Raw genomic sequence first — 26,840 nt, 5'->3', positions numbered from 1 at the left:
AGGGCGCTCTTGACCCGATGCCGACAGTCGGCGCTCCCTCGCTCCTCCGTTTCGGCACCGGCGCGCCCCTTCGGCTCGGGGGAGGGCGGTTCAGCCCGACAGCTTGCGCATCAGCCGCACGCCCTGAGCTGCCGTCAGGTGCGGCAGGTAGGCCTTGCCGATCGCCCGGGTGATGCCGGGCAGCGCGGCCGGGTCCGGGTAGGCCATGTACATCGGCCGGTACTCCGGCTGGAACTTCGCCTTGAACGCGAGCAACGAGCGGAAGCCGTACACCGGCTCCAGCACCTTGCCCATCCAGTCCAGCATCCGCTGCAGTCCGTTGGGCTCCTCGTCCTGCCCGGTGCGGGCCAGCGGCGCGCCCGACAGCGACAGGAAGCGCGCGCCCTCGCCCTTGAAGCCGAGCGCGGCCGAGGCGATCAGGAACTCGTTGACGCCGCGGAAGCCGTCGGAGCGCCGGCGCATGAAGTCCAGCGTCCAGCCGACCGGCACGCCGTTCTCGTACACCGGCATCCAGCTGGTCAGCCCGTGCACCGTCCGCTCCTCGTCCACCGCGATCAGCACCCGCACGTCCGGGTCGTCCAGCTCCTCCAGCCCGCCGAGCGTGAAGCCCATCTCGGGCAGGCCCTTCTCGGAGACCCACTCCTCGGAGATCGCCCGGATCTGCTCGCGCAGCTCGATCGGCGCCTCGTGGTACGCCCACCACTCCGCGGTGATGCCCTGCTTGCCGGCCTTGTTGAGGGCGGTGCGGATGTCCTGCCACTTGCGGCCGGTGAAGGCCAGTTCGGGCAGCGGCACCACGGTGTCCTCGGCGACCTGCACCGAGCGCCAGCCCAACTGGGCGGCGGCGGCCCTGGTCTCGGCGGAGACGCTGTAGAAGCAGGGCATCCAGCCGCGGGCGTCGCAGTACCGGGCGAAGCCGGCCACCGCGCACGCCCGCGCGTCCGGGGCACCGAACGGGTCGCCGGTGGTCAGCGCCACGGTGCCGACCAGCCGGTAGGCGACGGCGGCCCGGCCGTGCTCGTCGAACCAGTAGTGGTTGCCGTCCCAGGTGGTGATGAAGGACAGCGTCCCGCCGCCGTGCGTGCTGAGCAGCGCCCGGGCCCGGGCGGCCGCCGTCGCGTCGGTGTGCAGCACCGGGCGGCGGAAGACGGACAGCAGCGCGCCCAGCGTGACCACCCAGAACGCCAGCCCGCAGTACGTCTCCAGGAACAGCGCCACCGGGCCGACCGCGATCGGGTAGTCCGGCGTCAGGTCGTTGTAGGCGGGCGGCAGGAACTGGGCCGGCAGTCCGTGCATCAGCCGGCGGACGGTCGCCCCCGGCTCGAACTGGGCGGCCACCAGCCGCCCCAGCCCCACGTACGCGGCCGAGGAGAGCACCGCGGCCCCGCCGACCACCCAGGCCAGTCGGCGCACCGCCCGGCCGGCCAGCCGCACCCGGAACCGCTGCCGGGTGGCCAGCAGCAGGCCGGTGGTCAGCAGCGGCAGCGCCATCGCCTCGACGAAGTACTGCACCACGTCCCCGCTGACCGGCCCGGCGTCCAGGTACAGCCAGGCCAGCAGGGCCCCCCAGAGCAGTTGGGCGGCCACGGTGATCCGCCAGGCGAACCGCAGGCCCCGGCGCAGCCCCTCGGCGAGCACCAGCAGCAGCCCCGGGAACAGCGCGGCCATCAGCCACCCCGGGGTGTCGAAGATCCGCTCGACGGCGTGCGCCCGGGCGCAGTCGTGCGCCGACATCGCGCAGAAGTCGGCCACCTCCTCCGGGCTGAGCCGGTGCGAGAAGTACAGCTCGGAGAAGGTGTTGAACGGCCCGCTGGCGTTGTCGTACAGCGAGGCGATCAGCGGCCCGAGGGCGGCGGCGACCAGGCAGAGCGCCACCAGCACCCGGGTCTCGGCGTGCGAGGAGCGGTGGGTGCGCAGGTACGGCCGGCCCCGGCTGAGCAGCGCGCCGACGCCCAGCCCGACCAGCGCGGCGGCGCACCGCTGGACGCTCTGCAGGTGGCCGACGTACAGCGTCATGACCAGCGGGACGAGCAGCACCAGCAGGTGCAGTCGGCGGCGCCAGAGCACGGTGAGCCGGTAGCCGAGCACCCCGGCCAGGGCGAACAGGCCGACGCCGGGCCCGACCGAGATCTGGTCGGCCACCGCACCGGTCCACTGCTCCCCCGCCGAGGAGCCGAACTCGACCAGTCCGGCGCCCAGCAGGGTGCCGACCACCTGCCCGCCGACGAGCACCACGAGGGTGCGCAGCCGGCCGAGCCGCCGTTCGGCGGCCGGGCCGACCAGGAGCAGCAGCAGGCTGGTGAAGACGTACGCGCCGATGCCCGAGCACCACAGCATCGAGGTGACCGGCGTCCACCAGCGGCCCTCGGCGAGCGTGGGCAGGCCGACGCCCGCACGGGCGAGCAGCCGTTGGTGCGGCCCGTCGGCCAGGCTCCCGGTGGCCGCGCCGAGCGTCCAGAGCCCGGCCAGCAGCGCGAGGGTCAGCGGCGCCGCGCGCAGCCGACCACCGAGCATCCGGGCCGCCCGCCGCACCCGCTGCGGGCGCGGTTCCGCCGTCCGGGTGACCGGGGCGAGATCGACGTCCTGGTCGGCCGCGCGCCCCCTGCCCGGCCCCGTTCCCCGCTCGCGCTCGACGGTGGGCGCGAATCCGACCCCGATCACCTGGTCAGTCCGGTCTGTTGGGCCAGCCACGGGATCTGCTGGACGATGCCGGGGCGGAACACGACCCAGCCGTGGCCGCCCGGCATGAGCTCGAACCTGGCCTTCATCCCGGCGGCCTGCGCGGCCTGGTAGACGTTCTCCATCTGCGGCCGGAACTCCCCGTCGGTCTCGCCGACCACCAGGGCGACGGTGGTGTCCGGAAACTTCCGGCGGGCCATCACCTGGAGCGGATCGACCGCGTCGAACTTCTTCTCGTCACCGCCGAAGGCGGCCTTGACGGTCTCCTCCCGGGTGCCCAGGGTCGGTTCCGTCTGCCCCGACATGTCGAGGACGGTGCCGTACACGTCGGGCGCGTTGACCCCGAGCTGGAGCGCGCAGGTGCCGCCCATCGAGGCGCCGCCGATCGCCCAGGCCTTGCGGCCGGTGGCGGTCTGCAGGTTCCGGTGGATCCAGTCGGGGACGTCCGCGGCCAGGTAGGTCTGCACCTTGGCGATCTTCGAGTCCAGGCAGAGCGTGTTGGCCCAGGTCGAGCCGAGCTGGTCGGGCATCACCACGATCGGCGCGAGGCCGCCGTGCTCGGCCGCGAACGCGTCCAGCGCCTCGTTGATCTGCCCGGAGAGCACCCAGTCCCCCGGGACCCCCGGCTGACCACTGATCATGACGACCACCGGCAGCAGCGGCCGCGGGGTGGCCCGGTAGGCGGGCGGGAGGTAGACGTACGCGTCGCGGGCCTTGAAGCCCGATTTGGTGCCCGGGATCGGTACCACCGAGACGCTGCCCTTCTCCGGCAGGTTCGCCGGGGCGTGCCAGACCTCGTCGAGCACCTTGTCCGGCGGGGCTGCGACGGTCTGAGCGGTCTTGTCGGCGACCAGAGAGTCGGTCCTGGTCAGCCACGGCGCGAGCATCACCCGGCCGCTCGGGAACTGTCCGAAGCCGATGTTGACCTGGGAGGAGGCCATCAGCAGCACCAGCAGGCTCAGGCCGAACGTGAGCGCCCGGCGCCGCCAGGGCCCTCGGCGCATCCGGTAGCCCGCCAGGCAGAAGCCCAGCAGGGCGACGGCTATCCACCAGGTGACGTACCGGGGCGTGCCCTCGGGGAACGGGTGCCACCAGCCGTCCACCAGGACGTCGAGCAGCAGGCTGAGCGCGCCCGCGGTGACCAGGGCGGCGGGCAGGCGGAACCGCCACCAGTCCCGGTCGCGGCGGACGGCCAGCAGGGCGAGCGCCGCCCAGCCGGCGGCGAGCACGGCGTACGGGATCGGGCCGTGGGTGAGCGGCCAGTCGATCGGGTTCCAGCGGGTGGCGAGGGTGAGCGTGGTCATGCGGCTTTCCCCGGCGAGGTGGTGTCGGCCAGGAATCCGTGAGCCACGACATTGCCCTCGTAGCCGTGGTCCTCGCTGTACGCGCCGCCGCAGGTGATGACCCGCAGCTGAGCGTCGGCGGCCTGGCGGTAGACCCGGTCGTCCGGGAAGTCCTTTCGGTCGTGCATTTCGATGGCGTACAGCTGGTAGGTGCCGAGCACCAGCGCGGAGCCCGCCGCCAGGGTGCCCGGCCGGGGGCTCCTGCTCTGCCGGTCACCCACGGACGCTCCCCTCTGTCGACGGAATCCCGCTTCCTGGGAGTTTCCTGGGAACTCATTCAACCGGATCGAAACCCTGGGGCACGTCCCCACGACGGTCGTATCCGCACCCGCCGATCGGCAGGGATGCGGGCCCCGCCCGTACGGCGAGCGAAGGCCCGGACACCGAACGTGACGAATCCGTTCCGCGCCCGAGCGCGGCGGAAACACCCGTCGAACAGCTCCGACGACCTGGCCCACCGGTTCGGTTGCGTCAATCGAGCGATCGATTACGACCGTCCGCTGTGCCTCTTCGACCGTTCTTGCCCTCATGCCATGCTGACCCGATCACGGGTTCTATCGCTCCTCGCGGTCCGAGCGGACTTCCGCACGCCGAACGCCTGCCGAACGCCTCATGAACGGAGTGACCATGGACGCTCTCTCCCGCCGCACCCTGTTGGCCGCCGGGGCGGCCGCCGCCGCCACTCTCGCGGCCGGCTGCGGCAGCGACGGGGAGCACGCGACGGGCGGGGAACACCCGACGGGCGGCGCGGCCCCGGCCGCCCCGCCGAACGGCGGGCAGAGCGCCGTCCCGGCCCCGGTCCCGCAGAAGCCGGAGGTCGTCCTGATCGGCGACGGCTCCACCTCCGACACCGGCACCCAGCCGCACCAGCCCGTCCCCGAGAGGCTCCGGCCCGGCCAGCGCCCGCCGCAGTTCGTGGTCTTCTCCTGGGACGGCGCCGGCGAGCTCGACAACGGCCTGTTCGGCCGCTTCCGCCGGCTGGCCCAGGAGCACAACGCCTCGATGACCTTCTTCCTCAGCGGCCTCTACCTGCTGCCGGAGTCCAAGAAGGACCAGTACCTCCCGCCGCAGCACCAGGCCGGCGCCTCCGAGATCGGCTACCTGAGCGACCAGCACATCCGCGACACCCTGGAGAACGTGCACGCCGCCTGGCTGGAGGGCCACGAGATCGGCACCCACTTCAACGGCCACTTCTGCGGCTCCACCGGCGTCGGCAAGTGGTCCCCGGAGGAGTGGGACAGCGAGATCCAGCAGGCGATGGACTTCGTGACGAACTGGCGCACCAACACCGGCTTCACCGACCTGCCGGCGCTGCCCTTCGACTACCGCAAGGAGCTGATCGGCAGCCGCACCCCCTGCCTGGAGGGCCAGCGCAACCTGCTGCCCACCGCGGTCAAGCGCGGCTGGCGCTACGACAGCAGCGGCAACGGCGCCCAGGTGTGGCCGCAGAAGATCCAGGGCGGCGCGCTGTGGGACATCCCGCTGCAGTCCATCCCCTTCCCCGGACACACCTTCCAGGTGCTGTCGATGGACTACAACATCATGTACAACCAGTGCGGCCCCAACACCAAGGCCGACCCGGCGCTCTACCAGGGCTTCCAGGCCCAGGCCCGGGACTCCTACCTGATGGGCTTCGACCGCACCTACAACAGCAACCGGGCGCCGTACATCATCGGCAACCACTTCGAGGAGTGGAACGGCGGCATCTACATGAACGCCGTCGAGGACGTGCTCAGGACCATCGCGGGCAAGCCGGAGGTCCGGCTGGTCTCCTTCCGCCAGCTGGTGGACTGGCTGGACGCCCAGGACCCGGCGGTGCTGCGCAAGCTGCAGAGCCTCGGCCCGGGCCAGTCCCCGGCCGGCGGCTGGGAGGGCCTCCTCGGCATCCCGGCGGCGCCGCCGCCGGCCCCCTCCCCCACCGCCGTCGCCACCGAGGGCTGAGCGTCAGGACCGGGCGCGGACCCGGCCGGCGAGCAGCGCCCCCAGCAGCGCCACCCCGGCCATCACCAGCAGGATCACCGCGAAGGCGCCGGGCGAGCCGGCGGCCGCGGCGCCCTCGTGGGCGACAGCGAGCGAGCCGCCGCCCAGCGCCGCGAACAGCACCCCGGCCAGGCCCGTCAGCAGCACGTTGCCCAGCGCGTCGCTCATCTGCAGGGCGGCCGAGTTGGCCCCGGCGTCCTCCGGTGCGGAGAGCTTCATCATCAGCACGCTGACGCTCGCGACCGCCAGGCCCATCCCGATGCCGCCGACGCCCCAGGCCACCGAGGCCGCCCAGGCCGGCACCCCCGGAACCAGCACCAGCGCGGCGCCCGCGATCGCCACCGCGGTCAGCACGAAGCCGCACCGGATCATCGCCTCGCGGTAGCGCTCGGCCCCGGGCCGCCCCTGCAGCCAGGAGCCCAGCGCCCAGGAGAGCCCGCCGCTGGTCAGGGTCAGCCCGGCCAGCGTCGGCGAGAGGCCGCGCTGGGTGGTCATCATCAGCGGGATGAAGGCCTCGGCCGCGAAGAACGCCCCGGCCGCCACCCCGCGCAGCAGGATCACCGTCGGCAGCCCGCGCCCGGCCCGCAGGGTCCGCTTCGGCAGCAGCCCGAGGACCGCCGGCACCAGCAGCGCCGCCCCGGCGATCCCGGGGACCAGCCCGATCAGGTCGCGGCGCTGGCCCGCGTACTGGAGCAGGCCTGCGCCGACCGCGGCCATCGCGGCCAGCAGGGTGCGCCGGCGGTCGAAGTCCGCGCCCTTGAGCACCGGGTGCTCCCGCTCCGAGCGGGCCAGCGCCGGGCCCATCACGGCCAGCGGCAGCAGGATCAGCACCGGCACCGCCAGGAACACCCAGCGCCAGCCGAGGTGCTGGGTGACGGCCCCGGAGACCAGCGGCCCGACGATCGAGGGCAGCACCCAGGCCGAGGAGAAGGCCGCGAACACCGCCGGGCGCAGCCGCTCCGGGTAGGCCCGGCCGACCACCACGTACAGCGCGACGATCACCAGCCCGCCGCCCAGGCCCTGGATCGCCCGCCCGGCCACGAACACCCACATGCCGGGCGCCGTGCCGGCCACCACCAGGCCGGCGCCGAACACCGCGATGCCGGTGAACAGCGGCCGCAGCGGCCCGCGCCGGTCGCACCACTGCCCGGAGACGACGAGCGCGAACAGCGTGGTGGTGAAGTAGCCGGAGAAGGCGAAGGCGTACAGTCCGAGGCCGTTCAGCTGGCGGGCCGCGGTCGGCATCGCGGTGTTGACCGCGGTCGCCTCGAAGGCGATCACCAGGACCACCGACACGATTCCCAGCGTCAGCGCCCGGTAGCGGCCGCTGAGGACCCCGCCGCCGGGGTCGGCGCCGTCGGGTATCGGGGTGGAGTCGACCGAGGTGGGGGAGGCAGTGGTCATACGTAACATCGTAAGAGCCGTCCGCCTCGATAACCCCTGACCCGAGTCGGTGATCGGCTCGGTCCGCAGGCGTAGGACCGGTGCGGCGGACCGGGGCGGCGGACCGGGGCTCAGTGCAGCACCTTGAGCCCCACCGCGCCGGAGACGATCAGCAGCAGACAGCCGATCCGGGCCACGGTCACCGGGTCCCCCAGGGCGGCCATGCCGTAGAGCGCGGCGCCGACCGCGCCGATGCCGACCCAGACCGCGTACCCGGTGCCGATCGGGATGGTGCGCATCGCGTACGCCAGCCCGCCCATGCTGAGCAGCAGGGCGACGCCGAACACGAGGCTGGGAACGAGGCGGGAGAAACCCTTGGACGATTCCAGGGCCACCGCCCACACGGTCTCCAGGAGACCCGAGACGATCAGAACGAGCCAAGCCATGACGGCCGTACCTCCGCAGTCCACAGCGGCCGGATTGCCGCTGAACTGCGTCGTCCTGTCGTCACCGGGTACGACGCGCTCGTCCGGGGTGGCGGGAAAACAGCCACCGCCTTCGACGGTAGCACACATTGCCATACAGAATTTACAAAACTTCGTTGACCCCATTCGCCGGCTCCGCCATCCTGAATTCACTGGCCGTGTGCCCGAGTGGTTCAGGGGACCGTCTGCAAAGCGGTGAACGCGGGTTCAATTCCCGCCACGGCCTCGGGAAAGGGAATTGCCGGTCGACTCGGAACGTCGACCGGCAATTCCCTTCGCGCTTTTCGGGCCAGGCTTTTCCGGTCAGTCTTTCGGATCAGCCTTTCGGATCAGCCTTTCGGGCCGGCCTTTCGGGCCGGCCTTTCGGGTCAGGCCGTGACCGCGTCCTCCGCCCGGATCGGCAGCCGGCCGACCGGCAGGCCGGTGGCGGCCCGGACGGCGGCGGCGACGGCCGACGGAGCGACCACCGCGGGAACGGCGCTGACCGCCTTGGCGCCGAAGGTGGCGACCACGTCCCGCTCCTCCAGCAGGGCGGCGATCCGCACCTCCGGGGTGTCCAGCGAGGTGGGCAGCCGGTAGCCGGTCAGTGAGGGGTTGAGCAGCACCCCTCCCGAGGTCTGCAGGTCCTCCATCAGCGCCAGACCCACGCCCTGGGCCACGCCGGCCTCGATCCGGTCCTCGATCTGCCGCGGGTTCAGCGCCCGCCCGACGTCCTGGGCGACGGTCATCTCGACCACCCGGACGGCGCCCAGCTCGATGTCCACGTCCACCACCGCGCGCATCGCGCAGAAGGAGATGGAGACGAAGGCGTCGCCCTGCCCGGACTCGTCCAGCGGCTCGGTCGGGTGCGGGCGGCACTGCGCGGTGGCCCAGAGCTCCTTGCCCTCCAGCGCCTCGGCGACCGGCATGCCGAGCACCCCGTCGTAGGAGGTGATCTTGCCGTCGGCGATCTGCAGCAGCTCCGCCGACATCCCGAAGTTGGCCGCGATCGGCTGCAGCAGCTGGTGGCGGACCATCAGCGCGGCCCGCTCCACCGCGCCGCCGGAGACCCAGGTGTGCCGGCCGCGGGCGGAGGGCCCGGCGATCGACTGGTCGCTGTCGGCCGGCGCGATGTAGACCTCGCTGACGCCCAGCACGGTCTGCACGATCTGCCGGGCCAGCGTGGCGAAGCCCTGCCCGGCGTCGACGGCCGCGCAGATCACCGTGGCGTGGTCGCCGCTGACCCGCACGGTGGCGGTGGAGACCTCGTCCTCGCCCTCCGCGCCCAGCATGTGCACCATGCCGACGGCGTAGCCGATGCCGCGGCGCACCGCCGCCGGGTCCCCGGCGCCGCCGGGCCCGCCCGGCAGCAGCCACTCGGCGTCCGGGTCGTCCACCGGCAGGGCCGGCAGCGGCTCGGCCGCCACCGCGTCCAACAGCGCCTTCACCGGCGCCGGGCAGGTGACGGCCTGCCCGGTGGGCATCGGGTCGCCGGTGGACATCGCGTTGCGACGGCGGATCTCCACCGGGTCCACGCCCACCCGGGCGGCCAACTGGTCCATCTGCGACTCGTACGCGAAGCAGGCCTGCAGCGCGCCCTCGCCGCGCATCCGCCCGGCCGGCGGGTTGTTGGTGCGCACCGCCCAGGCGTCCACGAACACGTTCGGGCAGACGTACGGGCCGACCGAGAAGGCCGTCGCGGCGGCCAGCGCCTCGGCGGAGACGTCCGCGTAGGCGCCGCCGTCCAGCAGGATCTGCGCCTCGACCTTGACCAACGTGCCCTCGGCGTCGGCGTGGTGGCGGTAGCGCAGGAGCGCGGGGTGGCGCGAGGTGTGGGTGTGGAAGGACTCCTCGCGGGTCAGCGTCATCTTCACCGGGCGGCCGGTGCGCAGCGCCAGCAGCGCCAGGGTGACCTGGAAAGCGAGGTCCTCGCGGTCGGTGGTGGCGCCGGGCACGCCGGTGACCACCAGCCGGACCCGGTCCGGCTCCAGGCCCAGGCAGGCGGCGGTGCGGTCGCGGTCGCCGTGCGGGTCGGTGGAGGACAGGTGCAGTTCGACGCCGCCGTCCGGGCGCGGTACGGCCAGGCCGGCCTCGGCGCCGAGCGGGGCCGGGTCCTGCCGGCCGACCTGGTAGAGGCCCTCGACGACGATCTCGCCGACCGCCTCCGGGTCCCCGGTGCGCAGCGGCAGGTGGCGGAACAGGTTGCCGTCCGGGTGCAGCGGCGGCGCGGTGAAGGCCTGCTCGGGGTCGGTCACGGCCTCCATCGGCTCGTAGTCGACCGTGATCAGGCCGACCGCCAGCCGGGCGGTGTCCGGGTGGTCGGCGGCCACCGCGGCGATCGGCTCGCCGTGGTGGCGCACCACGCCGGAGGCCAGCACCGGCCGGTCGGCGACGATCGGGCCGGCCGGGGCGCCGTCGGGGGTGCCGTCCGGGCCCGGCGGCAGGTCGGCGGCGGTGACCACGGCGTGCACGCCGGGCAGGGCGAGCGCGGCCGAGGTGTCGATGCCGCGGATCCGGGCGTGCGGGTGCGGCGAGCGCAGCACCGCGCCCCACAGCAGCCCCTCGGCCCACAGGTCGGCCGCGTACGGGTAGATGCCGAGCGCCTTGGGCAGCGCGTCGCTGCGCAGCGGGGAGCTGCCCAGGCCGAACGGCTCCGGCGCGCCGCCCTCGCCGCCGTCCTGCTGGATTGCTGCGCCGATGTCGGTAGGCGACGTCATGATGCGTGGTCGTCCTCGGGGAGGCGGATGCCGTGGGCGGGGGTGGCGGTGTACGGGGCGCCGCCCTCGGCCGGGGCACCGTGCGGGTCCGCGTACGGGGTGCCGTGCGCGGGGGTCGGCTCGTAGACCGGGGCGTCGTAGCCGGTGTCGTAGCCGTGCTGCGGCTGGTGGCCGTCCGGGAAGCCGGCCGGCACGTAGGTGCCGTGCGCGGGGGTGGCCTGGTAGGCCTGCTCGGGGTAGCCCTGCGGCGGGTAGTAGACATGGTCGTCGGCGGCCTGGGCGGGGATGCCGGGCGGCATCGCGGCCAGCGCGGAGGTGTCGTACACGCCGGTGTCGTAGCCGCCCTCGCCGTACCCGGGGTCGGCCTGGGCCGGGACGGGGGCCGGCTCGGCGGCCGGCTGCGGGACGTGCTCGATCCAGGCCTCGGCGTCGGCGTAGACCGGCGGCTCGACGGCCGGCTCCGGCTCGACGGCGGCGGGCTGCCCGACCGGCGCCTCGGCCGGGGCCTCGCCCACCGGTTGCTCGGCGGCGGCCTCCTGCGCTTCCTCGGCCTCCAGCGCGCGGGCGTCCGCGACGGTCTGGACGGCGGCCAGCACCCCGCGGTAGCCGGTGCAGCGGCAGAGGTTGCCGCACAGCGCCTGCCGGGCCTCGACATCGGTGGGCCGGTGGTTGCGCTGGAGCAGATCGTGCACGGCCATCGCCATGCCGGGGGTGCAGTAGCCGCACTGGACGGCGCCGGAGGCGGCCAGCGCCTGCTGGACGTCGCTCGCGCCGCCGCCGGCCGACAGGCCCTCGACGGTGTTGATCTCGCTGTCGGCGGCCAGCGCGGCGGGCACCAGGCAGCCGGCCACCAGCTGGCCGTCCACCTGCACCGAGCAGGCGCCGCACTCGCCCTGTTCGCAGCCGTCCTTGGCGCCGGCCAGGCCGAGCCGCTCGCGCAGCACGTAGAGCAGGCTCTCGCCGATCCAGGCGTCGGTGACGGGCCGTTCGAAACCGTTGACCCGCAGCGTGTAGGAGGCGCACGGGCGCAGCTCGCGGGTGACCTGCGGGGTGAGGCCGAGCGGGTCGGCGTCGAGGGTCTCGATGGGGTCTGTGGTCACTTCAGCGCCCTTCCCAGTGCCCGTCGGGCCAGCACCGATACGGTACGCCGCAGCCGAACGGCGGCCGCGGTCGGCCCCTCGGTCACGGCCTCCCAGGCGCCCTCGGCTCCGTAGTTGTCGGGGACGCAGGCGGCGGCCACGTACTCGCCGAAGGCGGCGGTGGCGGCCGGGTCGATCTCCCGGCTGCCGTCCCAGTCGATGCACCCGGCCACCCAGGCCTCGGCCTCCAGCGGGCGCAGCGGCACCGGGGCGACGGCCCCGACGGCGCAGCGCACGGCGCGCCGGGCCGGGTCGAGGACCAGCGCGACGGAGGCGGTGGCGCGGGCCGGGCCGCTGCGGCCGGTGGCCTTGAGGAAGACCTGCGGCGCGTGCAGCAGCGGGACCCGTACCCAGGTGAGCAGTTCGCCGGGGCGCACCGGGTCGAGGCCGGTGAGCAGGTGACTGACCGGCACCTCGCGACTGCCGCCGGCCCGGGTCAGGGTGACGCTGGCCTCCAGCGCGGCGAGCACCGGGAGGGTGTCGCCGGCCGGGGCGGCGGTGACGATGTTGCCGCCGAGGGTGCCGACGTTGCGGACCTGCGGCGGGCCGGCGGTGCGGGCGGCGTCGGCGAGCGCGGGGATGAGCGCGGCGAAGTCGGGGCGGTCCATCCGGGCGTGGGTGAGTCCGGCGCCCAGGACGGCGGTGCCGCCGTCCTCGTAGCGCCAGCCGCGCAGTTCGGTGATCCGGCCGAGGCCGACCAGGGCGGCGGGGCGCAGCCGGCCGGCGTTGACGGCTTCCATGAGGTCGGTGGCTCCGGCCACCGGTACCGCGGCCGGGGCGGCGGCCAGCGCGTCGACGGCCTCGTCGAGCGAGGCCGGCAGCATGATCGTCCGGTTCACCTGGGTCCCACCGTGCTCCACTTGCTCATCGATCGCCTGCCGCCCGCGGCCGTGGCCGTCCTGTCCGCGTCAGCAGCCCGGCCTGGCCCGTAGGGTACGGGCGATCGGGCCGGGTTGGGCAACTCTGGCACACAATGCTCGATGATCATTTCGGGACCGGTGAACGGGACTGCCCGATTGGGACGGATACCGGGCGGTATCTGCCCCGACCCGGGCCGGGCCAGGGCAGATGTTCATCTGTTCTTGACGTCAGATGACCACCCATAAGTTCCCGCGCTCCCATTTCGCAGCGGGGCGGCGATCACCGCACCGGCGGCGGTCCGTCGATCGGCCGGCCGACCACCCCGGGCCGGCGCTGCCAGGGGTGCGGGCCGTCGGCCGGGCGGTACTCGACGCCGAGCGCGTCCAGCACCCTCAGGTGCCCGGCCAGCCGCTGTTCGAAGTCCGCGAAGTCGCGCTCGGCCGGCGCGGCGGGCAGGTCGGACCAGGCGACCTCGGCGAAGGCGACCAGCCGGGGGAAGGCCCGGTAGTCGAGGTCCCGGGCGCTGTCCGCGAACTCGCTCCACAGGTTGGCCTGGGTCCCGATGACGTGCCGGGCGGCGGCCCCGTCCAGCTGCTCCGGGACCGGCTCGAAGCGGTAGACGTCCTCCAGGGTGCGCACGAAGCCGACCGGGATCGGCTCGTCCGGCCCGTCGGCCTGCCGGTGGTCGAAGTAGACGTGCTGCTCGGGGCACATCACCACGTCGTGCCCGGCCTTCGCGGCCGCGATCCCGCCGCCGAAGCCGCGCCAGGACGAGACCGCCGAATGGGGTGCCAACCCGCCCTCCAGGATCTCGTCCCAGCCGATCAGCCGGCGGCCGCGCCCGGCCAGCCAGCGGTCGAAGTGCCGGATCAGGTGGCTCTGCAGCTCGTCCTCGTTGGCCAGGCCCAGCTCGCGGATCCGGGCCTGCGCGGCGGCGCTGTCCTTCCACTGCTCCTTGGGGCACTCGTCGCCGCCGAGGTGGATGAACTCGGACGGGAACAGCTCCAGGACCTCCTCCAGCACGCCCTCGAAGAAGCGCAGGGTCTCCTCGGAGGCGTTGAGCACGTGGTGGCTCACGCCCCAGTCCGTCCACACCCCGAGCGCGGCGGTGTCCACCACGTCGGTGTTGCCCAGTTCGGGGTAGGCGGCGACGGCGGCCTGGGTGTGGCCGGGCAGGTCGATCTCCGGGACGACGGTGATCCCGCGCGCGGCCGCGTAGGCGACGATCTCGCGCAGGTCGTCCTGGGTGTAGTAGCCGCCGTGCGGGCGGTCGTCGCGGCGCCGGCCGGCCCGGTAGCCGACCATCGAGCGCTCCCGCCAGGCGCCGCGTTCGGTCAGCCTCGGGTAGCGCTTGATCTCCACCCGCCAGCCCTGGTCGTCGGTCAGGTGCAGGTGGAGCACGTTGAGCTTGTGCGCCGCCAGCAGGTCGACGAAGCGCAGCACGTCGGACTTGGGCAGGAAGTGCCGGGCGACGTCCAGCAGCACGCCGCGCCAGCCGAACCGGGGGGCGTCCGCGATGTCGGCTCCGGGCAGCACCCAGCCCTCGCGGCGCAGCGGGGAGCGCCGGTAGGCGTCCGGCCCGAGCAGCTGCCGCAGGGTCTGGGCGGCCCACAGCGCACCGGTCGGGCCGCCGGCGGCGAGCAGGGCGTGGCCGGGGCGCACCGTGATCCGGTACGCCTCGGCGGCCAGCGCGTCGTCCTGGACCAGTTCGATGCCCGCGCCCGGCCGGCCCGGGCCGAACGGCAGCCCGGTCGCGGCGGACAGCGTGCCGCGCAGCCAGCGCTCGGCGTCGGCCAGCCCGGGCGGCGCGGTCAGCGTGGTGGCGGCGTCCAGCGGGAAGTCCTCGTCCGGGCGGCGGACGGCACTCGAAGGCGCGGGAATGAGGTCCATACCGACATCCTGCCCGCGCCCGGAACGATTGGCATAGACCACCGCGGAACCCGGTGCTATGCGGATCGGCGTTCCCCGGCGTTCGTCGGAAGCGGGGGCCGCCGGGGACTACTTGTCGTCGCCGTCGCCGCCCTGCGGCTTGCCGATGCCGTCGTAGATCTCCTTGCACATCGGGCAGACCGGGTACTTCTTCGGGTCGCGGCCGGGCACCCACACCTTGCCGCACAGCGCGACCACCGGGGATCCGGAGAGCGCGCTCTCCATGATCTTGTCCTTCTGGACGTAGTGCGCGAAGCGCTCGTGGTCGCCGTCCCCGTGGGACACCTGCGGGACGGGCTCGACCAGGGTGCCGGTGCCGAGGCCGCGCTCGGGCTCAAGAGTGCTCATAGGTGACAAGTCTATGGGCGCCCCCGGAAACCGGGCCAGTGTCGCGCGGGCGGACCGGACAACCGGGCGGGGTTCAGTTCAGCGTCGGGTCGTCCGGGTAGGTCGCCAGCAGCGCCAGCGGCCCGCGCTGGCGGCGCAGCACCGAGCGCCACAGCCGCTCCGGCTCGGGGCTGGAGATGTCCCCGGGCTCGCAGTCCACCAGGTACCAGGCGCCGCTCTCCAGCTCGGCCTCCAGCTGGCCCGGCGACCAGCCGGCGTACCCGGCGAAGATCCGCAGGCTCCCCAGCTCGCCGGCCAGCACCTCCGGCGGCGCCTCCAGGTCGACCAGGCCGATCGCGCCGTGCACCCGCCGCCAGCCCAGCGGGTCGCCGGTGCCCGGCTCCCCCGGCGCGACGGCCAGGCCCAGCGCGGAGTCCAGCGCCACCGGCCCGCCCTGGAACACCACCGCCGGCTGCCCGACGAGTCTGCCCCAGCCGTCCAGCACACTGCCCACCTCGACCGGCGTCGGCCGGTTGAGGACCACACCGAGCGCCCCCTCGGCGTCGTGGTCGAGGAGGAGCACCACCGCCCGCGCGAAGTTCGGATCGGTGAGCAGGGGCGTCGCGACGAGCAGACGGCCGGTGTGTGACCGGCCTCCGTGCGAATGGGCCGCCGTCATGCCACACATGATCCCGCAGAACGGCACCGGTCGGACACCGCAACACTCGAAACCCCGCCACGCCGAAAAACCACCCGTACGGCCGCACCGGCGGGCGGGGGCGGCCCCGGGGAGAGCACCATCACGGGAGAGGCAAACGGGAACCATCGGGACGCCTACTACCATCTACGGATGGTGGACGCCCTTCTACGGTGCCGACTCGGATTCTCCGGGGGCCCGAACGCGCCCGTACGCCGTACCACCGGTCCACCGGCGGCTCCGGACCGGAGCCCGTCCCACCCCTCTGGCACCCCGGATTGCGAGAACGATGACCGACGACGTCCTGCTGGTCCACGGCGGAAACCCGCTCGAAGGCGAGATCCGCGTCCGCGGTGCGAAGAACCTGGTCCCCAAGGCCATGGTCGCCGCCCTCCTCGGCCAGGGCCCCAGCAGACTGCGCAACGTCCCGGACATCCGCGACGTCAAGGTGGTCCGCGGCCTGCTGCAGCTGCACGGCGTGACCGTGCGCACCGGTGACGAGGACGGCGAGCTGATCCTCGACCCCTCGCACGTCGAGAGTGCCAATGTGGCCGACATCGACGCGCACGCCGGCTCCTCGCGGATTCCGATCCTGTTCTGCGGCCCGCTGCTGCACCGCCTCGGCCACGCCTTCATCCCCGGCCTCGGCGGCTGCGACATCGGCGGCCGCCCGGTCGACTTCCACTTCGAGGTGCTGCGCCAGTTCGGCGCCACCATCGAGAAGCACCCGCAGGGCACCTACCTGGTCGCCCCGCAGCGGCTGCGCGGCACCAAGATCGAGCTGCCCTACCCCTCGGTCGGTGCGACCGAGCAGGTGCTGCTCACCGCCGTCCTCGCCGAGGGCGTCACCGAGCTGCGCAACGCGGCCATCGAGCCGGAGATCGTCGACCTGATCTGCGTGCTGCAGAAGATGGGCGCGATCATCACGCTGGGCACCGACCGCACCATCCTGATCACCGGCGTGGACGAACTGGGCGGCTACACCCACCGCGCCCTGCCGGACCGCCTGGAGGCCGCCTCCTGGGCCTGCGCGGCGCTCGCCACCAAGGGCGACATCTACGTCCGCGGCGCCCGCCAGCTGGAGATGATGACCTTCCTCAACACCTTCCGGAAGGTCGGCGGCGCCTTCGAGGTCGAGGACGAGGGCATCCGCTTCTGGCACCCGGGCGGCGAGCTCAAGGCCATCGCCCTGGAGACCGACGTGCACCCGGGCTTCCAGACCGACTGGCAGCAGCCGCTGGTGGTCGCGCTGACCCAGGCCACCGGGCTGTCCATCGTGCACGAGACGGTGTACGAGTCGCGCCTCGGCTTCACCGGCGCGCTCAACCAGATGGGCGCGCACATCCAGCTCTACCGTGAGTGCCTGGGCGCCACCCCGTGCCGCTTCGGCGCGCGCAACTTCCTGCACTCCGCGGTGGTCTCCGGCCCGTCCAAGCTGATGGGCGCCGAGCTGGTCATCCCGGACCTGCGCGGCGGCTTCTCGTACCTGATCGCGGCGCTGGCGGCCGAGGGCACCTCGACCGTGCACGGCATCGACCTGATCAACCGCGGCTACGAGAACTTCATGGAGAAGCTGCGCGACCTGGGCGCCCACGTGGAGCTGCCGAGCGAGCAGCTGGTCGACGCCTGACGAGCGGGTCTACGGCGAGAGGCCGGGCTCCCCAGCGGGGAGCCCGGCCTCTCGGGCGTTCAAGGGGTGACTCAGCCCTTGGCGGCTTCCTTCAGCTTGGAGCCGGCGCTCACCTTGGCGCTGTAGCCGGCCGCGATCTGGATCGGCTCGCCGGTCTGCGGGTTGCGGGCGGTGCGGGCAGCGCGGTGGGTGCGCTCGAAGGTCAGGAAACCGGGGATGGTGACCTTCTCGTCGCCCTTGGCGACGACCTCGCCGACGATCTCGGCGAAGGCGGCCAGAACGGCGTCGGCGTCCTTGCGGGTCACCTCGGCGCGCTCGGACAGCGCGGCCACCAGCTCACTGCGGTTCATGTGTACTCCTGTGGTCTGTTCGCTTGCGGTGTGCGGGGGCCCATCGGTGCTCCCACCGGGGGGCACCCGGATGGGCCGCAGGTCCGCACACTGTGCTCATGCAGGCAATGCGTGGTCGCAGGCCGGGTCCGTACCCGATGCCGCGCGCCGGAGCCGTCGAAGGCCCGCCCGCCCGCCTGGGAACGAATCCTGCCCCGACCGGCCCCGAGAAAGCCAATCGGGCCCCGGCCGGGCCACCCGAACATCGCCCGCCCGTTGGAGGTGTGACGCTCCGTCGGCTCCGGCGGACCGGGCGCGAGCGGCGGTCGGGACGACTCGCCGGAAGACCAGGGGGACGTTCCGTACTTGTCGGACACGCCTGCCCCGTGCAGGGCTACCGTACGCCCTAGGCACGACAAGCCCAAACACGCCCCTCGCCCTTGTGTCGCAAGGGTTCGGGGCGGGCTTGGGCGAGTATGGCCGCTAATCGGACATTTGACCGATCGGCAACACGTCGCCGGGCGGACCGTCAGAGCTTGACGGTGCCCCTCAGAGCTTGACGGTGGGGAAGGCGGCGGTGTCGAGGGTGCCGACGATGCCCGGGGTCGGACGGGCCGGGGCGGGGGCCTCCTGGGCGCCGGCCAGGGCCGCCTCGCGCACGGCGGCGGCGACGGTCTTGGCGACGTCCTTGTTGAAGACGCTCGGGATGATGTAGTTGGCGTTCAGCTGGTCGTCGGCGACGGTGGTGGCCAGCGCCCGGGCGGCGGCGATCATCATCTCGGTGTTGACCGTGCGGCTCTGGGCGTCCAGCAGGCCGCGGAAGACGCCCGGGAAGACCAGCACGTTGTTGATCTGGTTCGGGAAGTCGCTGCGGCCGGTGGCGACCACGGCGGCGGTCTGGCGGGCGACGTTCGGCTCGACCTCCGGGTCCGGGTTGGCCAGCGCGAAGACGATCGCGTCCTCGGCCATGGTGGCCAGGTCGTCGCCGTCCAGCACGTTCGGGGCCGAGACGCCGATGAACACGTCGGCGCCCGCCACGGCCTCCTTGAGGCTGCCGGTGCGGCCCGAGCGGTTGGTGTGCTCGGCGATCCAGCGCAGGCTGTCGTTGAGGTCCTCACGGCCCTGGTGGACCACACCGCGCACGTCCGCCACGGTGGCGTGCTCGACACCGGCCGACAGCAGCAGCTTGAGGATCGCGGTACCGGCGGCGCCGGCGCCCGACATCACCACACGGATGTCGCCGATCTCCTTGCCGACCACCTTCAGCGCGTTGGTGAGGGCGGCCAGCACCACGATCGCGGTGCCGTGCTGGTCGTCGTGGAAGACCGGGATGTCCAGGGCCTCGCGCAGCCGGGCCTCGATCTCGAAGCAGCGCGGCGCGGAGATGTCCTCCAGGTTGATGCCGGCGAAGCCGGGGGCGATCGCCTTGACGATGGCGACGATCTCGTCGCTGTCCTGGGTGTCCAGGCAGATCGGCCAGGCGTCGATCCCGGCGAAGCGCTTGAACAGGGCCGCCTTGCCCTCCATGACGGGCAGCGCGGCCGCCGGGCCGATGTTGCCCAGGCCCAGCACCGCCGAGCCGTCGGTGACCACCGCGACGCTGTTGCGCTTGATGGTGAGGCGGCGGGCGTCCTCGGGGTTCTCGGCGATCGCCATGCAGACCCGGGCGACACCCGGGGTGTAGATCATGGAGAGGTCGTCACGGTTGCGGATCGGCAGCTTCGAGGACATCTCGATCTTGCCGCCGAGGTGCATCAGGAAGGTGCGGTCCGAGACCTTGCCGATCGACACGCCGTCGATCGCCCGCAGCTTCTCGACGATCTCCTCGCCGTGCGCGACCGAGCTGGCCGCCACGGTCACGTCGATCCGCAGCGCCTCCAGGCCGGACGCGGTGACGTCGAGGCCGGTCACCGATCCGCCGGAGGACTCCACGGCCGTGGTGATCGCGCTGACCGCGTTGCCGCGAGCCGGGACCTCCAGTCGCACCGTGATCGAGTTGGAGACACTGGGCACCGTCGCCATCGACGCATCCTTCTTCCGTCTGTCCCGCAGGCTCAACATCTTGTTGAAGGCATCGCCTGCGCATGCTAGACCTCGATCGTCGCACCTTCCAAGGGGTACCCAGAAATAACGTTCATTGAGTGTGCGGATCCGACAACCCGGACCCGCCGTCCGAGGTCTCCCGCCGCCGACTCCTTGCCTCTCCGGGCCGATGCGTTACATTGGACGGGACACCGGCTCGATCCAAGCCCCCGGGCCCAACCTTCGTCCCTTAGAGGGACCACTTGCCGCGAGGCGAGCATGGCGGGTCGGTGTCATTAGCGTCTGAAGGCCCCTCACCGTCGGTGAGGGGCCTTCGTGCTGGTCCGGGTCAGTCGCGCAGCAGCGCGGGCACGCCGGCCGCATCCGGCAGGTCGTCCGGGCCGGACAGCACGGTCAACCGCTGGGTCGCCCGGGTCAGCGCCACGTACAGCACCCGCAGCCCGGCCTCCGACTCGCCGGCGATGCCGGTCGGGTCGGCGACCACCGTCGCGTCGTACTCCAGGCCCTTGGCCTCCAGGCTGCCCAGCGCCACCACGCGCTCGCCCAGGCCCTCGGTCCAGCCCGCAGCCTCGGCCCGGCGGTCCATCGGCACCACGATCGCCACGGTGCCGTCCACCTCCCCCAGCAGCCGCTCCAGCTCGGCCCGGGCGCCCTTGCCGAAGGCCTCCGGCGCGGGGTCGGTGACGGCCGCGAAACGCGGCTCCACGCCGACGTGGCGCACCGCGCTCGGCGAGGGCGTGCCCGGCGCGGCCAGCGCCAGCACCTTGGCCGCGACCTCGGCGATCTCGGCCGGGTTGCGGTAGTTGACGGTCAGCGTGAAGCGGCGGCGCGGCTTGCCGGAGAGCACCTCGTCCAGCGCCGCCTGGGCCTCCTTCGGGAACGGCCAGGAGGACTGCGCCGGGTCGCCGACGATCGTCCAGGTGGCCATCCGGGACCGGCGGCCGATCATCCGCCACTGCATCGGGGTGAGGTCCTGCGCCTCGTCCACGATGACGTGCGCGTACTCCTTGCGCTCGACCGGCTGACGGTCGCGCTGACGGGCGCTGCGGTCGGCGAAGGTGGTGACCTCCTCCAGGCCGCTCAGCAGGTCCACCGCGTCCACCTCGCGGACCTTGGGCCGGGCCGCCTCGCCGAGCAGCACCTGCAGCTCGTCCACCAGCGCCACGTCGTGCGCGGACAGCGCGCCCTCGCCCGCCGGGGACAGGTGGCGCCAGGAGGCGGCCAGCAGCTTCGCCTCGTCCGGGGTGACGGCGCGGCGGGCGATCCGGTTGGTGTGCCGGCTCTGCTTGAGGGTGCCGAGCACCCCGCGCGGGGTCAGGGCCGGCCACCAGGCGTCCAGGAAGTCCAGGAACGGCGCCTCGTCCGAGACGTACTCGTCGAAGGACTCCTTCTCCTCCTGGCGCTGCTCCCGGGCGTAGTGGTCGGCGGGCTTGGGCAGGTGCCTGGTCGCCTCCTGCCACAGCGCGTCCAGCAGCAGCCGGCGGGCGCGCGGGCGCAGCAGGTTCAGCGGGGTGCCGCCGGAGCCCACGACGTTGCCGCGGACGGCCTTCAGCCGGCCCGCGTCCAGCTTCAGCACCTCGCCGCGGGCGACCACCTTGAGCTCCTGCGGGGCGCCCAGCTCCAGCGCCGCCCGGGCGGCCCGGCGCAGCAGCTGCGTCATCCGGGCCGAACCCTTGATCCGGGCCGCCTCCGGAGTGTCGTAGGTGCCGGCCTCGATGCCGTCCACCAGCGAGCCGACCGCGCGGATCGCGACCTGCCCCTCCTCGCCGAGCGAGGGCAGCACGCCCTCGGTGTAGGAGACCAGCAGCGGGGTCGGCGAGACCACCAGGATGCCCCCGGCGTAGCGGCGGCGGTCCTGGTAGAGCAGGTAGGCGGCGCGGTGCAGGGCGACGGCGGTCTTGCCGGTGCCGGGGCCGCCGGTGACGAGGGTGGCGCCGGCCGCGGCGGCGCGGATCACCTCGTCCTGCTCCTTCTGGATCGAGGAGACGATGTCGCGCATCGAGTGGCTGCGGGCACGGCCGAGCGAGGCCATCAGCGCGCCGTCACCGACCACGGCCAGCTCCCGGCCGTTCAGGGTGGGGGTGAGGTCGGGGCGCAGCAGGTCGTCCTCGACGCCGATCACCTTGCGGCCCTTGGAACGGATCACCCGGCGCCGGATCACCCGGCCCGGCTCGACCGGGGTGGCCCGGTAGAACGGCGCGGCGGCGGGGGCCCGCCAGTCGATCACCAGCGGGCCGTACTCGGCGTCCAGCACGCCCAGGCGCCCGATGTGGAGGGTCTCGGCGACGGCCGGGTCGGCCGGGTCGAGCGGGGTGTCGGACGGGATGCCGTGCTCCTCCGGGGCGTCCGCCCGCTGGAGGTCGATCCGGCCGAACAGGAAGTCCTCGAACTCGTTGTTGAGCCGCTGGAGGTGGGCGCCGGCCCGGTAGACCTGGGCGTCGCGCTCGGCGAGAGCGCCGGGGGTGCCGACCTGGACCCGCTTGGCGGCGTCCTCGAGGATGTACTCCGCCTCGGCGAGCTTCTCCTCCAGCCGGTGGTAGACGGTGTCGAGGTGCTGCTGCTCACCGGCGATCTCGCGCTCGCGGACGGTCTCGTGGTCGGTGGCGGGGGTGGTGTCCGTGTTGCTCTGCATGGCCTCGGGGGTTACGACGGAATCCGGCTCCGGAAAACGAGCGGACGGATGATCCTACGCCGGGACGGGCGGCCGCGCCGCACCGGAACGGCAAAAATTTCGAAGGCCGCCCCCCGCGCGGAGCGGTGGACGGCCTTCGATGTGAACATGGGGTGGTGGAGATGCCGGGAATCGAACCCGGGTCCAGTGGAGTTAATTCAGGGCTTCTCCGAGCGCAGTCCGCTGTGCTTTTCTCGGCCCTGGCGGTCACACGGACAAGCCGCCAACAGGCCCAGCTGCTGTTTGATTTCCCATCCACCCTCGCAGCCCGGGCGGACGGTTGAGTTCCCTAGATTATGCCAGGGTCCGGGTCGGGAACTCCCCGGTCTGACACCCAAGCGCTATCGGTGCTTATTAGGCAGCGAGAGCGAACTGCTGGGAATCGCGCTTAGAGTTGGCGATTATTTTTTTGCGACACGTGGTTAACGAGATCATTGCCGCGTTCCTCGGCTCGCTTCCCCTGTTTCAACATCCCCTGTCGAAACCGATCATCCCCATGTTTTTTTGAGAAACAGCTCGGACGGTGACCGTCCGTGTTGCTTACGCCATAGTACGCGAGGCGACGGGCGAGGGTCCAGCTGATTAACGCTGGCGCCGTCGGGCCGCCGCCACGGCGCGGGCCGTCTCGCGGGTGTCCTGCTTCTCGCGGAGCGTCTGGCGCTTGTCGTACAACTTCTTGCCGACCGCGAGCGCGAGTTCCAGCTTGACCCGGCCGTCCTTGAAGTACAGCGACAGCGGGACCAGGGTGTGGCCGGCGTCGCGGACCTTGGTCTCGATCTTGCGGATCTCCAGCTTGTGCAGCAGCAGCTTGCGCTTGCGCCGGGCCGCGTGGTTGGTCCACGTCCCCTGGGTGTACTCGGGGATGAAGACGTTGTCGATCCACGCCTCGTGGTTCTGGACGTAGGCGTAGCCGTCGACCAGGTTGGCCCGCCCCTCGCGCAGTGACTTCACCTCGGTGCCGGTGAGCACGAGGCCGCACTCGTAGGTGTCGAGGATCGTGTACTCGTGTCGCGCCTTCTTGTTCTGCGCGATCAGCTTCTGTCCGGTTTCCTTTGCCATAACGCGGTCATTCTCGCACTTCGGGGCCCGGTCGGGCAGCTGCTTTAGGCACGGGGGTGGCGGCGCCCTGGGCCCGGGTGCCGAGCCCGGCGAGGACGCGCAGGGCGAGCGCGTCGGCGTCCCGGCCGACGGCGGCCGGGACGTCCGGGGTGAGGCCGGTGCCGTCCAGCGAGCGGCCGGCCGGGGTGTAGTAGCGGCCGACGGTCATCTCCAGCACGGCGCCGTCGGCGAGCCTGCTGGGCTGCTGGACGGTGCCCTTGCCGAAGGTGCGGGAGCCCACCACCACGGCGCGGCTGCGGTCCTGCAGGGCGCCGGCGAGCAGTTCGGCGGCGCTCATCGTGCCGCCGTCCACCAGCACCACCAGCGGGGTGCGCTGGTCTCCGCCCGGCGGGGCGGTCAACTCCCGCTTCTCGCCGCGCTCCTGGTACGAGCCGACCGCCCCGCCGTCCAGGAAGATCCCGGCGGTGCCGACCGCCTCGTCCACCAGCCCCCCGGAGTTGCCGCGCAGATCGAGCACCACGCCGGTGTGCGGGGCGCGCAGCGCCGCCCGCACCTGCTCGGCCACGCCGCTGGTGAAGGCCCGTACGGTGATCCGCAGGTCCCCCTTGTCCAGCCGCTCGGCGGTGACCTGCTGGCTGTCCAGCAGCACCCGCCGCAGCCGCAGTTCGCGCACCTGGCCGTCGCCGCGCTGGACGGCCAGGGTGACCTCGGAGCCGACCCTGCGCTCGCCGCCCTGTCCGCGCAGCCGGGCGACCACCTCGGTGACCGGCAGGCGGTCGGCCTGGTCCCGGTCGATCCGCAGCAGCCGGTCGCCGGGGGCGATCCCGGCCTCGGCGGCCGGTCCGGACGGGGTGACCTGGGAAACCGCCGTGACGCCGTCCTCGCCGCGGCCGACCGAGAGGCCGACGCCCAGGTAGCGGCCGTCCAGGCCCTGGCTGAACTCGGCGTACTCCTGGGCGCTGTAGTACGCGCCCCAGCGGTCGCCGCCGGCCGCCAGCAGGTGCTCGGCCTGCTGCTCGGACAGCGCGGTGCCCGCCGGGTCCACCGGGAGCCCGGCGGCGGCCTGGGCGAGGTCGGCGGAGGCGCGGTGCGGGGGCGGCGCGCTCGGGTCGCCCCAGGCGCCGGTGGCGGCACCGGCGATCAGCACGGCGCCGAACACCAGGCTGAGGGTGGCCACCTGGCGTGCCCTGCGCGGAGTTTGCAGCATGGCACCGGAGTGTAGACACCGCATCGCGCGCGGCGGGCCGGAACAGCGGACCGCGGAACGGCGACGGCCCCGGACGGCGCAGTGCCGTCCGGGGCCGAAGCATCCGGTGAGGATCAGACCTTGAGGTACTTGCGCAGCGTGAAGAACGCCGCGATGCCGGCCATGCCCATACCCACCACGATCAGCAGCGGGATCACCGCGAGCACCGAGCTCAGGCCGATGAAGTGGATGAACTGCACCCGGTCGGCCAGCCAGTGCTGGACGAAGAAGTGCCCGCCGAGCAGCAGGCCCGAGGCCATCACCGCACCGAGCAGCGCGGCGAACGCGGCCTCGGCGATGAACGGCATCTGGACGTAGAAGTTCGAAGCACCGACCAGGCGCATGATGCCGGTCTCGCGCCGCCTGCTGAACGCCGACACCCGGACGGTGTTGACGATCAGCAGCAAGGCGACGAAGAGCATCAGCACCATGATCACGAAGGCCGCCGTCTGGAGACCGTTGAGCAGGCCGAAGAGGTTCTCCAGGATCTTCCGCTGGTCCTCGACCGACTTGACGCCGGGCTTGCCGGCGAAGGCGCTCTGGATGACGTCGTACTTGGTCGGGTCGTTGAGCTTGACCCGCCAGGACTGCGGCATGGCGTCCGCGCCCAGGACGGAGATGAGCGGGTTGTCCGGGTTCATCTCCTTCCAGTGCTTGTACGCGTCGGCGGAGCTCTCGTAGGTGGAGGACTGCACCACCGAACTCATCTTGTCCAGCTGGTCCTTGATGTCCTGGACCTGCTGGTCGGTGGCCGCGCCCTTGTCGCACTGCGGCGAGTTGCGGGCGTCCGCCTTGGTGCAGAAGTAGATGCTCACCTCGACCTTGTCGTACCAGTACCCCTTCATGGAGTTCACCTGGTCGCGGACCAGGAGCGAGGAACCGGCGAGGGCGAGGGAGAGCGCGACACTGACCACGACCGCGATGGTCATGGTCAGGTTGCGTCGGAGACCCACACCGATCTCCGACAGGACGAACTGGGCACGCATGCGGAAACAACTCCAGGGTCGGTACTGCTCGGTCTGGCGGTTCGGGCCGACGGCCCTACGGGTCAGCGCTGGTGGGTCAGTGCTGGTACCCGTAGACGCCGCGGGCCTGGTCGCGGACGAGCAGCCCCTTGTCGAGTTCGATGACTCGCTTGCGCATCTGGTCGACGATGGCCTGGTCGTGGGTGGCCATCAACACCGTGGTGCCGGTGCGGTTGATCCGGTCGAGCAGCTTCATGATGCCGACCGAGTTCTGCGGGTCGAGGTTACCGGTGGGCTCGTCCGCGATGAGCAGCATCGGGCGGTTCACGAAGGCACGGGCGATCGCCACGCGCTGCTGCTCACCACCGGACAGCTCGCCCGGCATGCGGTCCTCCTTGCCGCCGAGGCCGACCAGCTCGAGCACCTCGGGCACCACCTTGTTGATGGCGCTCTTGGGCTTGCCGATCACCTCCAGGGCGAAGGCGACGTTCTGCGAGACCGTCTTGTTCGGCAGCAGACGGAAGTCCTGGAAGACGGTGCCCAGCTGGCGGCGCATGTGCGGCACCTTCCAGTTGGACAGCTTGCCGAGGTCCTTGCCCAGCACGTGCACCGCACCGGTGCTGGGGCGCTCCTCGCGCAGGCACAGGCGCAGGAAGGTGGACTTCCCCGAGCCGGACGAGCCGACCAGGAAGACGAACTCACCCTTCTCGATCTCCAGCGAGACGTTGTCCAGGGCGGGACGGTTCTGCTTGGGATAGGTCTTGGAGACGTTGTCGAATCTGATCACGGCTGCATCACGGAGGCCATCCTAGGCGGCGCCAGTCCTTGGTCGGTCCGCCCCGGAGGCCCGGTCCTGGGGCGGGCGATGGGAGCGCGGAGGGCCGCTCCCGGTCTGGGACCATACGCGAATCGGCGGCCGGCCCGCAGGGGCGGCCCAGGACAGCGGTCGAAATCTGGGGGAGAATGTCTGGTTATGCCCTGAATATTGCGAGCCATCTCACAGCCCGGGAGCCGGAACCGCCGGAACCTGGCAGAGTGGAGGTGGCGACCGCGTTCGGCCGCTCCCCCGTACAGGGCAGGAAAAGGAACCAAAGCCCCGTCCGGCGCGTTGGCTGTAGCAGCGAGGAGGAGATCGCATGACCTGCGACCATCTGGTGTGCGCCAACTGCAACGGCCGCGTCAGCGAGGGGCGTTGCCCGGTGTGCCGCGCCAACCGGGCCCGACTGCAGGAGCAGCAGGGGCCGTTCGCCGCGCTCTCCCCCGCGATGCTGCTGGCCCTGCTGGCCGGTCTGCTCGCGGTGGCGCTGATCGCGCGGCAGGCGCTGGCCTGAGGACCGACGAGGCACGACGTACGGAGAAGGCCCCCGACCGCTGCGGT

Annotated in this window: 21 protein-coding genes, 1 tRNA gene, 1 other RNA gene and 1 riboswitch; of the genes, 4 read left to right on the top strand and 19 right to left on the bottom strand. The window is 72.5% G+C overall.

Translation table 11 applies throughout. The features are described from left to right. Positions 1-90: 90 nt before the first annotated feature. From ACIRYZ_RS31625 to ACIRYZ_RS31615, 3 genes are read right to left on the bottom strand one after another with little or no spacing between them, the layout of a single operon-like run. Positions 91-2,661: a bifunctional lysylphosphatidylglycerol flippase/synthetase MprF gene (locus ACIRYZ_RS31625; RefSeq protein ID WP_402950857.1), complete on the bottom strand. Its 2,571-nt coding sequence runs from the start codon at positions 2,659-2,661 to the stop codon at positions 91-93. Beyond that, entirely contained in the window at positions 2,658-3,983 is a 1,326-nt protein-coding gene (locus tag ACIRYZ_RS31620) for an alpha/beta hydrolase (RefSeq protein WP_402950854.1), read from the bottom strand. Before ACIRYZ_RS31620 ends, ACIRYZ_RS31625 begins: the two co-directional genes overlap by 4 nt. Continuing rightward, positions 3,980-4,243, bottom strand: coding sequence for a hypothetical protein (locus tag ACIRYZ_RS31615; RefSeq protein WP_402950851.1), 264 nt, complete (start codon positions 4,241-4,243; stop codon positions 3,980-3,982). The genes ACIRYZ_RS31620 and ACIRYZ_RS31615 overlap by 4 nt, the downstream gene beginning before the upstream one ends. Positions 4,244-4,649: 406 nt before the next feature. Between ACIRYZ_RS31615 and ACIRYZ_RS31610 the strand changes: the two genes are divergently transcribed. Further along, positions 4,650-5,963, top strand: a complete 1,314-nt coding sequence (locus ACIRYZ_RS31610) for a hypothetical protein (RefSeq protein ID WP_402950849.1) — start codon at positions 4,650-4,652, stop codon at positions 5,961-5,963. Positions 5,964-5,966: 3 nt separating this feature from the next. Here ACIRYZ_RS31610 and ACIRYZ_RS31605 read toward each other — a convergent pair whose 3' ends face one another. Together ACIRYZ_RS31605 and ACIRYZ_RS31600 are read right to left on the bottom strand one after the other, a co-directional pair. Beyond that, positions 5,967-7,406, bottom strand: coding sequence for an MFS transporter (locus ACIRYZ_RS31605; protein WP_402950846.1), 1,440 nt, complete (start codon positions 7,404-7,406; stop codon positions 5,967-5,969). 110 nt (positions 7,407-7,516) lie between these two features. Next, the gene (locus tag ACIRYZ_RS31600; protein ID WP_393029972.1) at positions 7,517-7,831 is read right to left on the bottom strand and encodes a DMT family transporter; all 315 of its coding nucleotides are present in this window, start codon (positions 7,829-7,831) and stop codon (positions 7,517-7,519) included. 44 nt (positions 7,832-7,875) lie between these two features. After that, positions 7,876-7,941: riboswitch (guanidine-III (ykkC-III) riboswitch) on the bottom strand. Positions 7,942-8,024: 83 nt separating this feature from the next. Between ACIRYZ_RS31600 and ACIRYZ_RS31595 the strand changes: the two genes are divergently transcribed. Next, positions 8,025-8,096: transfer RNA gene (locus tag ACIRYZ_RS31595), tRNA-Cys, on the top strand. A 142-nt stretch (positions 8,097-8,238) separates the two neighbouring features. On the opposite strand, the gene ACIRYZ_RS31590 is transcribed toward ACIRYZ_RS31595, so the two are convergent. The 6 genes from ACIRYZ_RS31590 to ACIRYZ_RS31565 form a co-directional block, all read right to left on the bottom strand. Beyond that, on the bottom strand, positions 8,239-10,566 hold the full coding sequence (locus tag ACIRYZ_RS31590; protein WP_402950843.1) for a xanthine dehydrogenase family protein molybdopterin-binding subunit: 2,328 nt from the start codon (positions 10,564-10,566) through the stop codon (positions 8,239-8,241). Continuing rightward, positions 10,563-11,666: a 2Fe-2S iron-sulfur cluster-binding protein gene (locus ACIRYZ_RS31585; protein ID WP_402950841.1), complete on the bottom strand. Its 1,104-nt coding sequence runs from the start codon at positions 11,664-11,666 to the stop codon at positions 10,563-10,565. The genes ACIRYZ_RS31590 and ACIRYZ_RS31585 overlap by 4 nt, the downstream gene beginning before the upstream one ends. Then, positions 11,663-12,529 (bottom strand): FAD binding domain-containing protein, encoded by an 867-nt coding sequence (locus ACIRYZ_RS31580; protein WP_402950962.1) that lies wholly within the window; start codon positions 12,527-12,529, stop codon positions 11,663-11,665. Before ACIRYZ_RS31580 ends, ACIRYZ_RS31585 begins: the two co-directional genes overlap by 4 nt. A gap of 316 nt (positions 12,530-12,845) precedes the next feature. Beyond that, complete coding sequence (locus ACIRYZ_RS31575; protein ID WP_402950838.1) at positions 12,846-14,456, bottom strand: beta-N-acetylhexosaminidase; 1,611 nt, start codon at positions 14,454-14,456, stop codon at positions 12,846-12,848. Positions 14,457-14,564: 108 nt separating this feature from the next. Beyond that, the gene (locus ACIRYZ_RS31570; protein ID WP_196947467.1) at positions 14,565-14,843 is read right to left on the bottom strand and encodes a DUF3039 domain-containing protein; all 279 of its coding nucleotides are present in this window, start codon (positions 14,841-14,843) and stop codon (positions 14,565-14,567) included. Positions 14,844-14,916: 73 nt separating this feature from the next. Continuing rightward, positions 14,917-15,510, bottom strand: a complete 594-nt coding sequence (locus ACIRYZ_RS31565) for a YqgE/AlgH family protein (protein ID WP_387613768.1) — start codon at positions 15,508-15,510, stop codon at positions 14,917-14,919. A 298-nt stretch (positions 15,511-15,808) separates the two neighbouring features. Here ACIRYZ_RS31565 and murA point away from each other — a divergent pair, with 298 nt between their 5' ends. After that, a complete protein-coding gene (gene murA, locus ACIRYZ_RS31560) occupies positions 15,809-17,149 on the top strand; it encodes a UDP-N-acetylglucosamine 1-carboxyvinyltransferase (RefSeq protein WP_402950833.1) in 1,341 nt (446 codons plus the stop codon). Between the two features lie 71 nt (positions 17,150-17,220). On the opposite strand, the gene ACIRYZ_RS31555 is transcribed toward murA, so the two are convergent. The 8 genes from ACIRYZ_RS31555 to ftsE form a co-directional block, all read right to left on the bottom strand. Beyond that, complete coding sequence (locus ACIRYZ_RS31555; RefSeq protein ID WP_280680124.1) at positions 17,221-17,499, bottom strand: HU family DNA-binding protein; 279 nt, start codon at positions 17,497-17,499, stop codon at positions 17,221-17,223. Positions 17,500-18,027: 528 nt separating this feature from the next. Further along, positions 18,028-19,500 carry an NAD-dependent malic enzyme gene (locus ACIRYZ_RS31550; protein ID WP_402950830.1) on the bottom strand — a complete coding sequence of 491 codons (1,473 nt, stop codon included), beginning with the start codon at positions 19,498-19,500 and terminating at the stop codon, positions 18,028-18,030. 349 nt (positions 19,501-19,849) lie between these two features. Next, a complete protein-coding gene (locus ACIRYZ_RS31545; RefSeq protein WP_402950828.1) occupies positions 19,850-22,153 on the bottom strand; it encodes a HelD family protein in 2,304 nt (767 codons plus the stop codon). 153 nt (positions 22,154-22,306) lie between these two features. Beyond that, positions 22,307-22,688: a transfer-messenger RNA gene (gene ssrA / locus ACIRYZ_RS31540) on the bottom strand. Positions 22,689-22,774: 86 nt separating this feature from the next. Further along, entirely contained in the window at positions 22,775-23,251 is a 477-nt protein-coding gene (smpB, locus tag ACIRYZ_RS31535; RefSeq protein WP_393029952.1) for an SsrA-binding protein SmpB, read from the bottom strand. A 7-nt stretch (positions 23,252-23,258) separates the two neighbouring features. Next, entirely contained in the window at positions 23,259-24,458 is a 1,200-nt protein-coding gene (locus ACIRYZ_RS31530) for a S41 family peptidase (RefSeq protein WP_402950825.1), read from the bottom strand. Between the two features lie 113 nt (positions 24,459-24,571). Next, a complete protein-coding gene (gene ftsX / locus ACIRYZ_RS31525) occupies positions 24,572-25,483 on the bottom strand; it encodes a permease-like cell division protein FtsX (RefSeq protein ID WP_350741098.1) in 912 nt (303 codons plus the stop codon). 76 nt (positions 25,484-25,559) lie between these two features. Then, positions 25,560-26,249 carry a cell division ATP-binding protein FtsE gene (gene ftsE / locus ACIRYZ_RS31520; protein ID WP_380611500.1) on the bottom strand — a complete coding sequence of 230 codons (690 nt, stop codon included), beginning with the start codon at positions 26,247-26,249 and terminating at the stop codon, positions 25,560-25,562. A gap of 349 nt (positions 26,250-26,598) precedes the next feature. On the opposite strand from ftsE, the gene ACIRYZ_RS31515 reads away from it, so the two are divergent. Further along, positions 26,599-26,793: a hypothetical protein gene (locus ACIRYZ_RS31515; RefSeq protein ID WP_329929192.1), complete on the top strand. Its 195-nt coding sequence runs from the start codon at positions 26,599-26,601 to the stop codon at positions 26,791-26,793. Positions 26,794-26,840 lie beyond the last annotated feature (47 nt).

Origin of the sequence: Kitasatospora sp. NPDC101155 (genome assembly GCF_044768305.1) — a bacterium.
In the GTDB taxonomy this organism is placed as follows: domain Bacteria; phylum Actinomycetota; class Actinomycetes; order Streptomycetales; family Streptomycetaceae; genus Kitasatospora.
The sequence above is the reverse complement of the archived record's forward strand: the minus strand, read 5'-3'. Positions and strand labels throughout refer to the sequence as shown.

What these genes read in the sequence shown, in the direction of transcription:
- ACIRYZ_RS31620 (WP_402950854.1), bottom strand. Translation starts at nt 3,983, where the DNA reads ATGACCACGCTCACCCTCGCCACCCGCTGGAACCCGATCGACTGGCCG.
- ACIRYZ_RS31610 (WP_402950849.1), top strand. Translation starts at nt 4,650, where the DNA reads ATGGACGCTCTCTCCCGCCGCACCCTGTTGGCCGCCGGGGCGGCCGCC.
- ACIRYZ_RS31605 (WP_402950846.1), bottom strand. Translation starts at nt 7,406, where the DNA reads ATGACCACTGCCTCCCCCACCTCGGTCGACTCCACCCCGATACCCGAC.
- ACIRYZ_RS31600 (WP_393029972.1), bottom strand. Translation starts at nt 7,831, where the DNA reads ATGGCTTGGCTCGTTCTGATCGTCTCGGGTCTCCTGGAGACCGTGTGG.
- ACIRYZ_RS31590 (WP_402950843.1), bottom strand. Translation starts at nt 10,566, where the DNA reads ATGACGTCGCCTACCGACATCGGCGCAGCAATCCAGCAGGACGGCGGC.
- ACIRYZ_RS31580 (WP_402950962.1), bottom strand. Translation starts at nt 12,529, where the DNA reads ATGCTGCCGGCCTCGCTCGACGAGGCCGTCGACGCGCTGGCCGCCGCC.
- ACIRYZ_RS31575 (WP_402950838.1), bottom strand. Translation starts at nt 14,456, where the DNA reads ATGGACCTCATTCCCGCGCCTTCGAGTGCCGTCCGCCGCCCGGACGAG.
- ACIRYZ_RS31570 (WP_196947467.1), bottom strand. Translation starts at nt 14,843, where the DNA reads ATGAGCACTCTTGAGCCCGAGCGCGGCCTCGGCACCGGCACCCTGGTC.
- ACIRYZ_RS31565 (WP_387613768.1), bottom strand. Translation starts at nt 15,510, where the DNA reads ATGTGTGGCATGACGGCGGCCCATTCGCACGGAGGCCGGTCACACACC.
- murA (WP_402950833.1), top strand. Translation starts at nt 15,809, where the DNA reads ATGACCGACGACGTCCTGCTGGTCCACGGCGGAAACCCGCTCGAAGGC.
- ACIRYZ_RS31555 (WP_280680124.1), bottom strand. Translation starts at nt 17,499, where the DNA reads ATGAACCGCAGTGAGCTGGTGGCCGCGCTGTCCGAGCGCGCCGAGGTG.
- ACIRYZ_RS31550 (WP_402950830.1), bottom strand. Translation starts at nt 19,500, where the DNA reads ATGGCGACGGTGCCCAGTGTCTCCAACTCGATCACGGTGCGACTGGAG.
- ACIRYZ_RS31545 (WP_402950828.1), bottom strand. Translation starts at nt 22,153, where the DNA reads ATGCAGAGCAACACGGACACCACCCCCGCCACCGACCACGAGACCGTC.
- smpB (WP_393029952.1), bottom strand. Translation starts at nt 23,251, where the DNA reads ATGGCAAAGGAAACCGGACAGAAGCTGATCGCGCAGAACAAGAAGGCG.
- ACIRYZ_RS31530 (WP_402950825.1), bottom strand. Translation starts at nt 24,458, where the DNA reads ATGCTGCAAACTCCGCGCAGGGCACGCCAGGTGGCCACCCTCAGCCTG.
- ftsX (WP_350741098.1), bottom strand. Translation starts at nt 25,483, where the DNA reads ATGCGTGCCCAGTTCGTCCTGTCGGAGATCGGTGTGGGTCTCCGACGC.
- ACIRYZ_RS31515 (WP_329929192.1), top strand. Translation starts at nt 26,599, where the DNA reads ATGACCTGCGACCATCTGGTGTGCGCCAACTGCAACGGCCGCGTCAGC.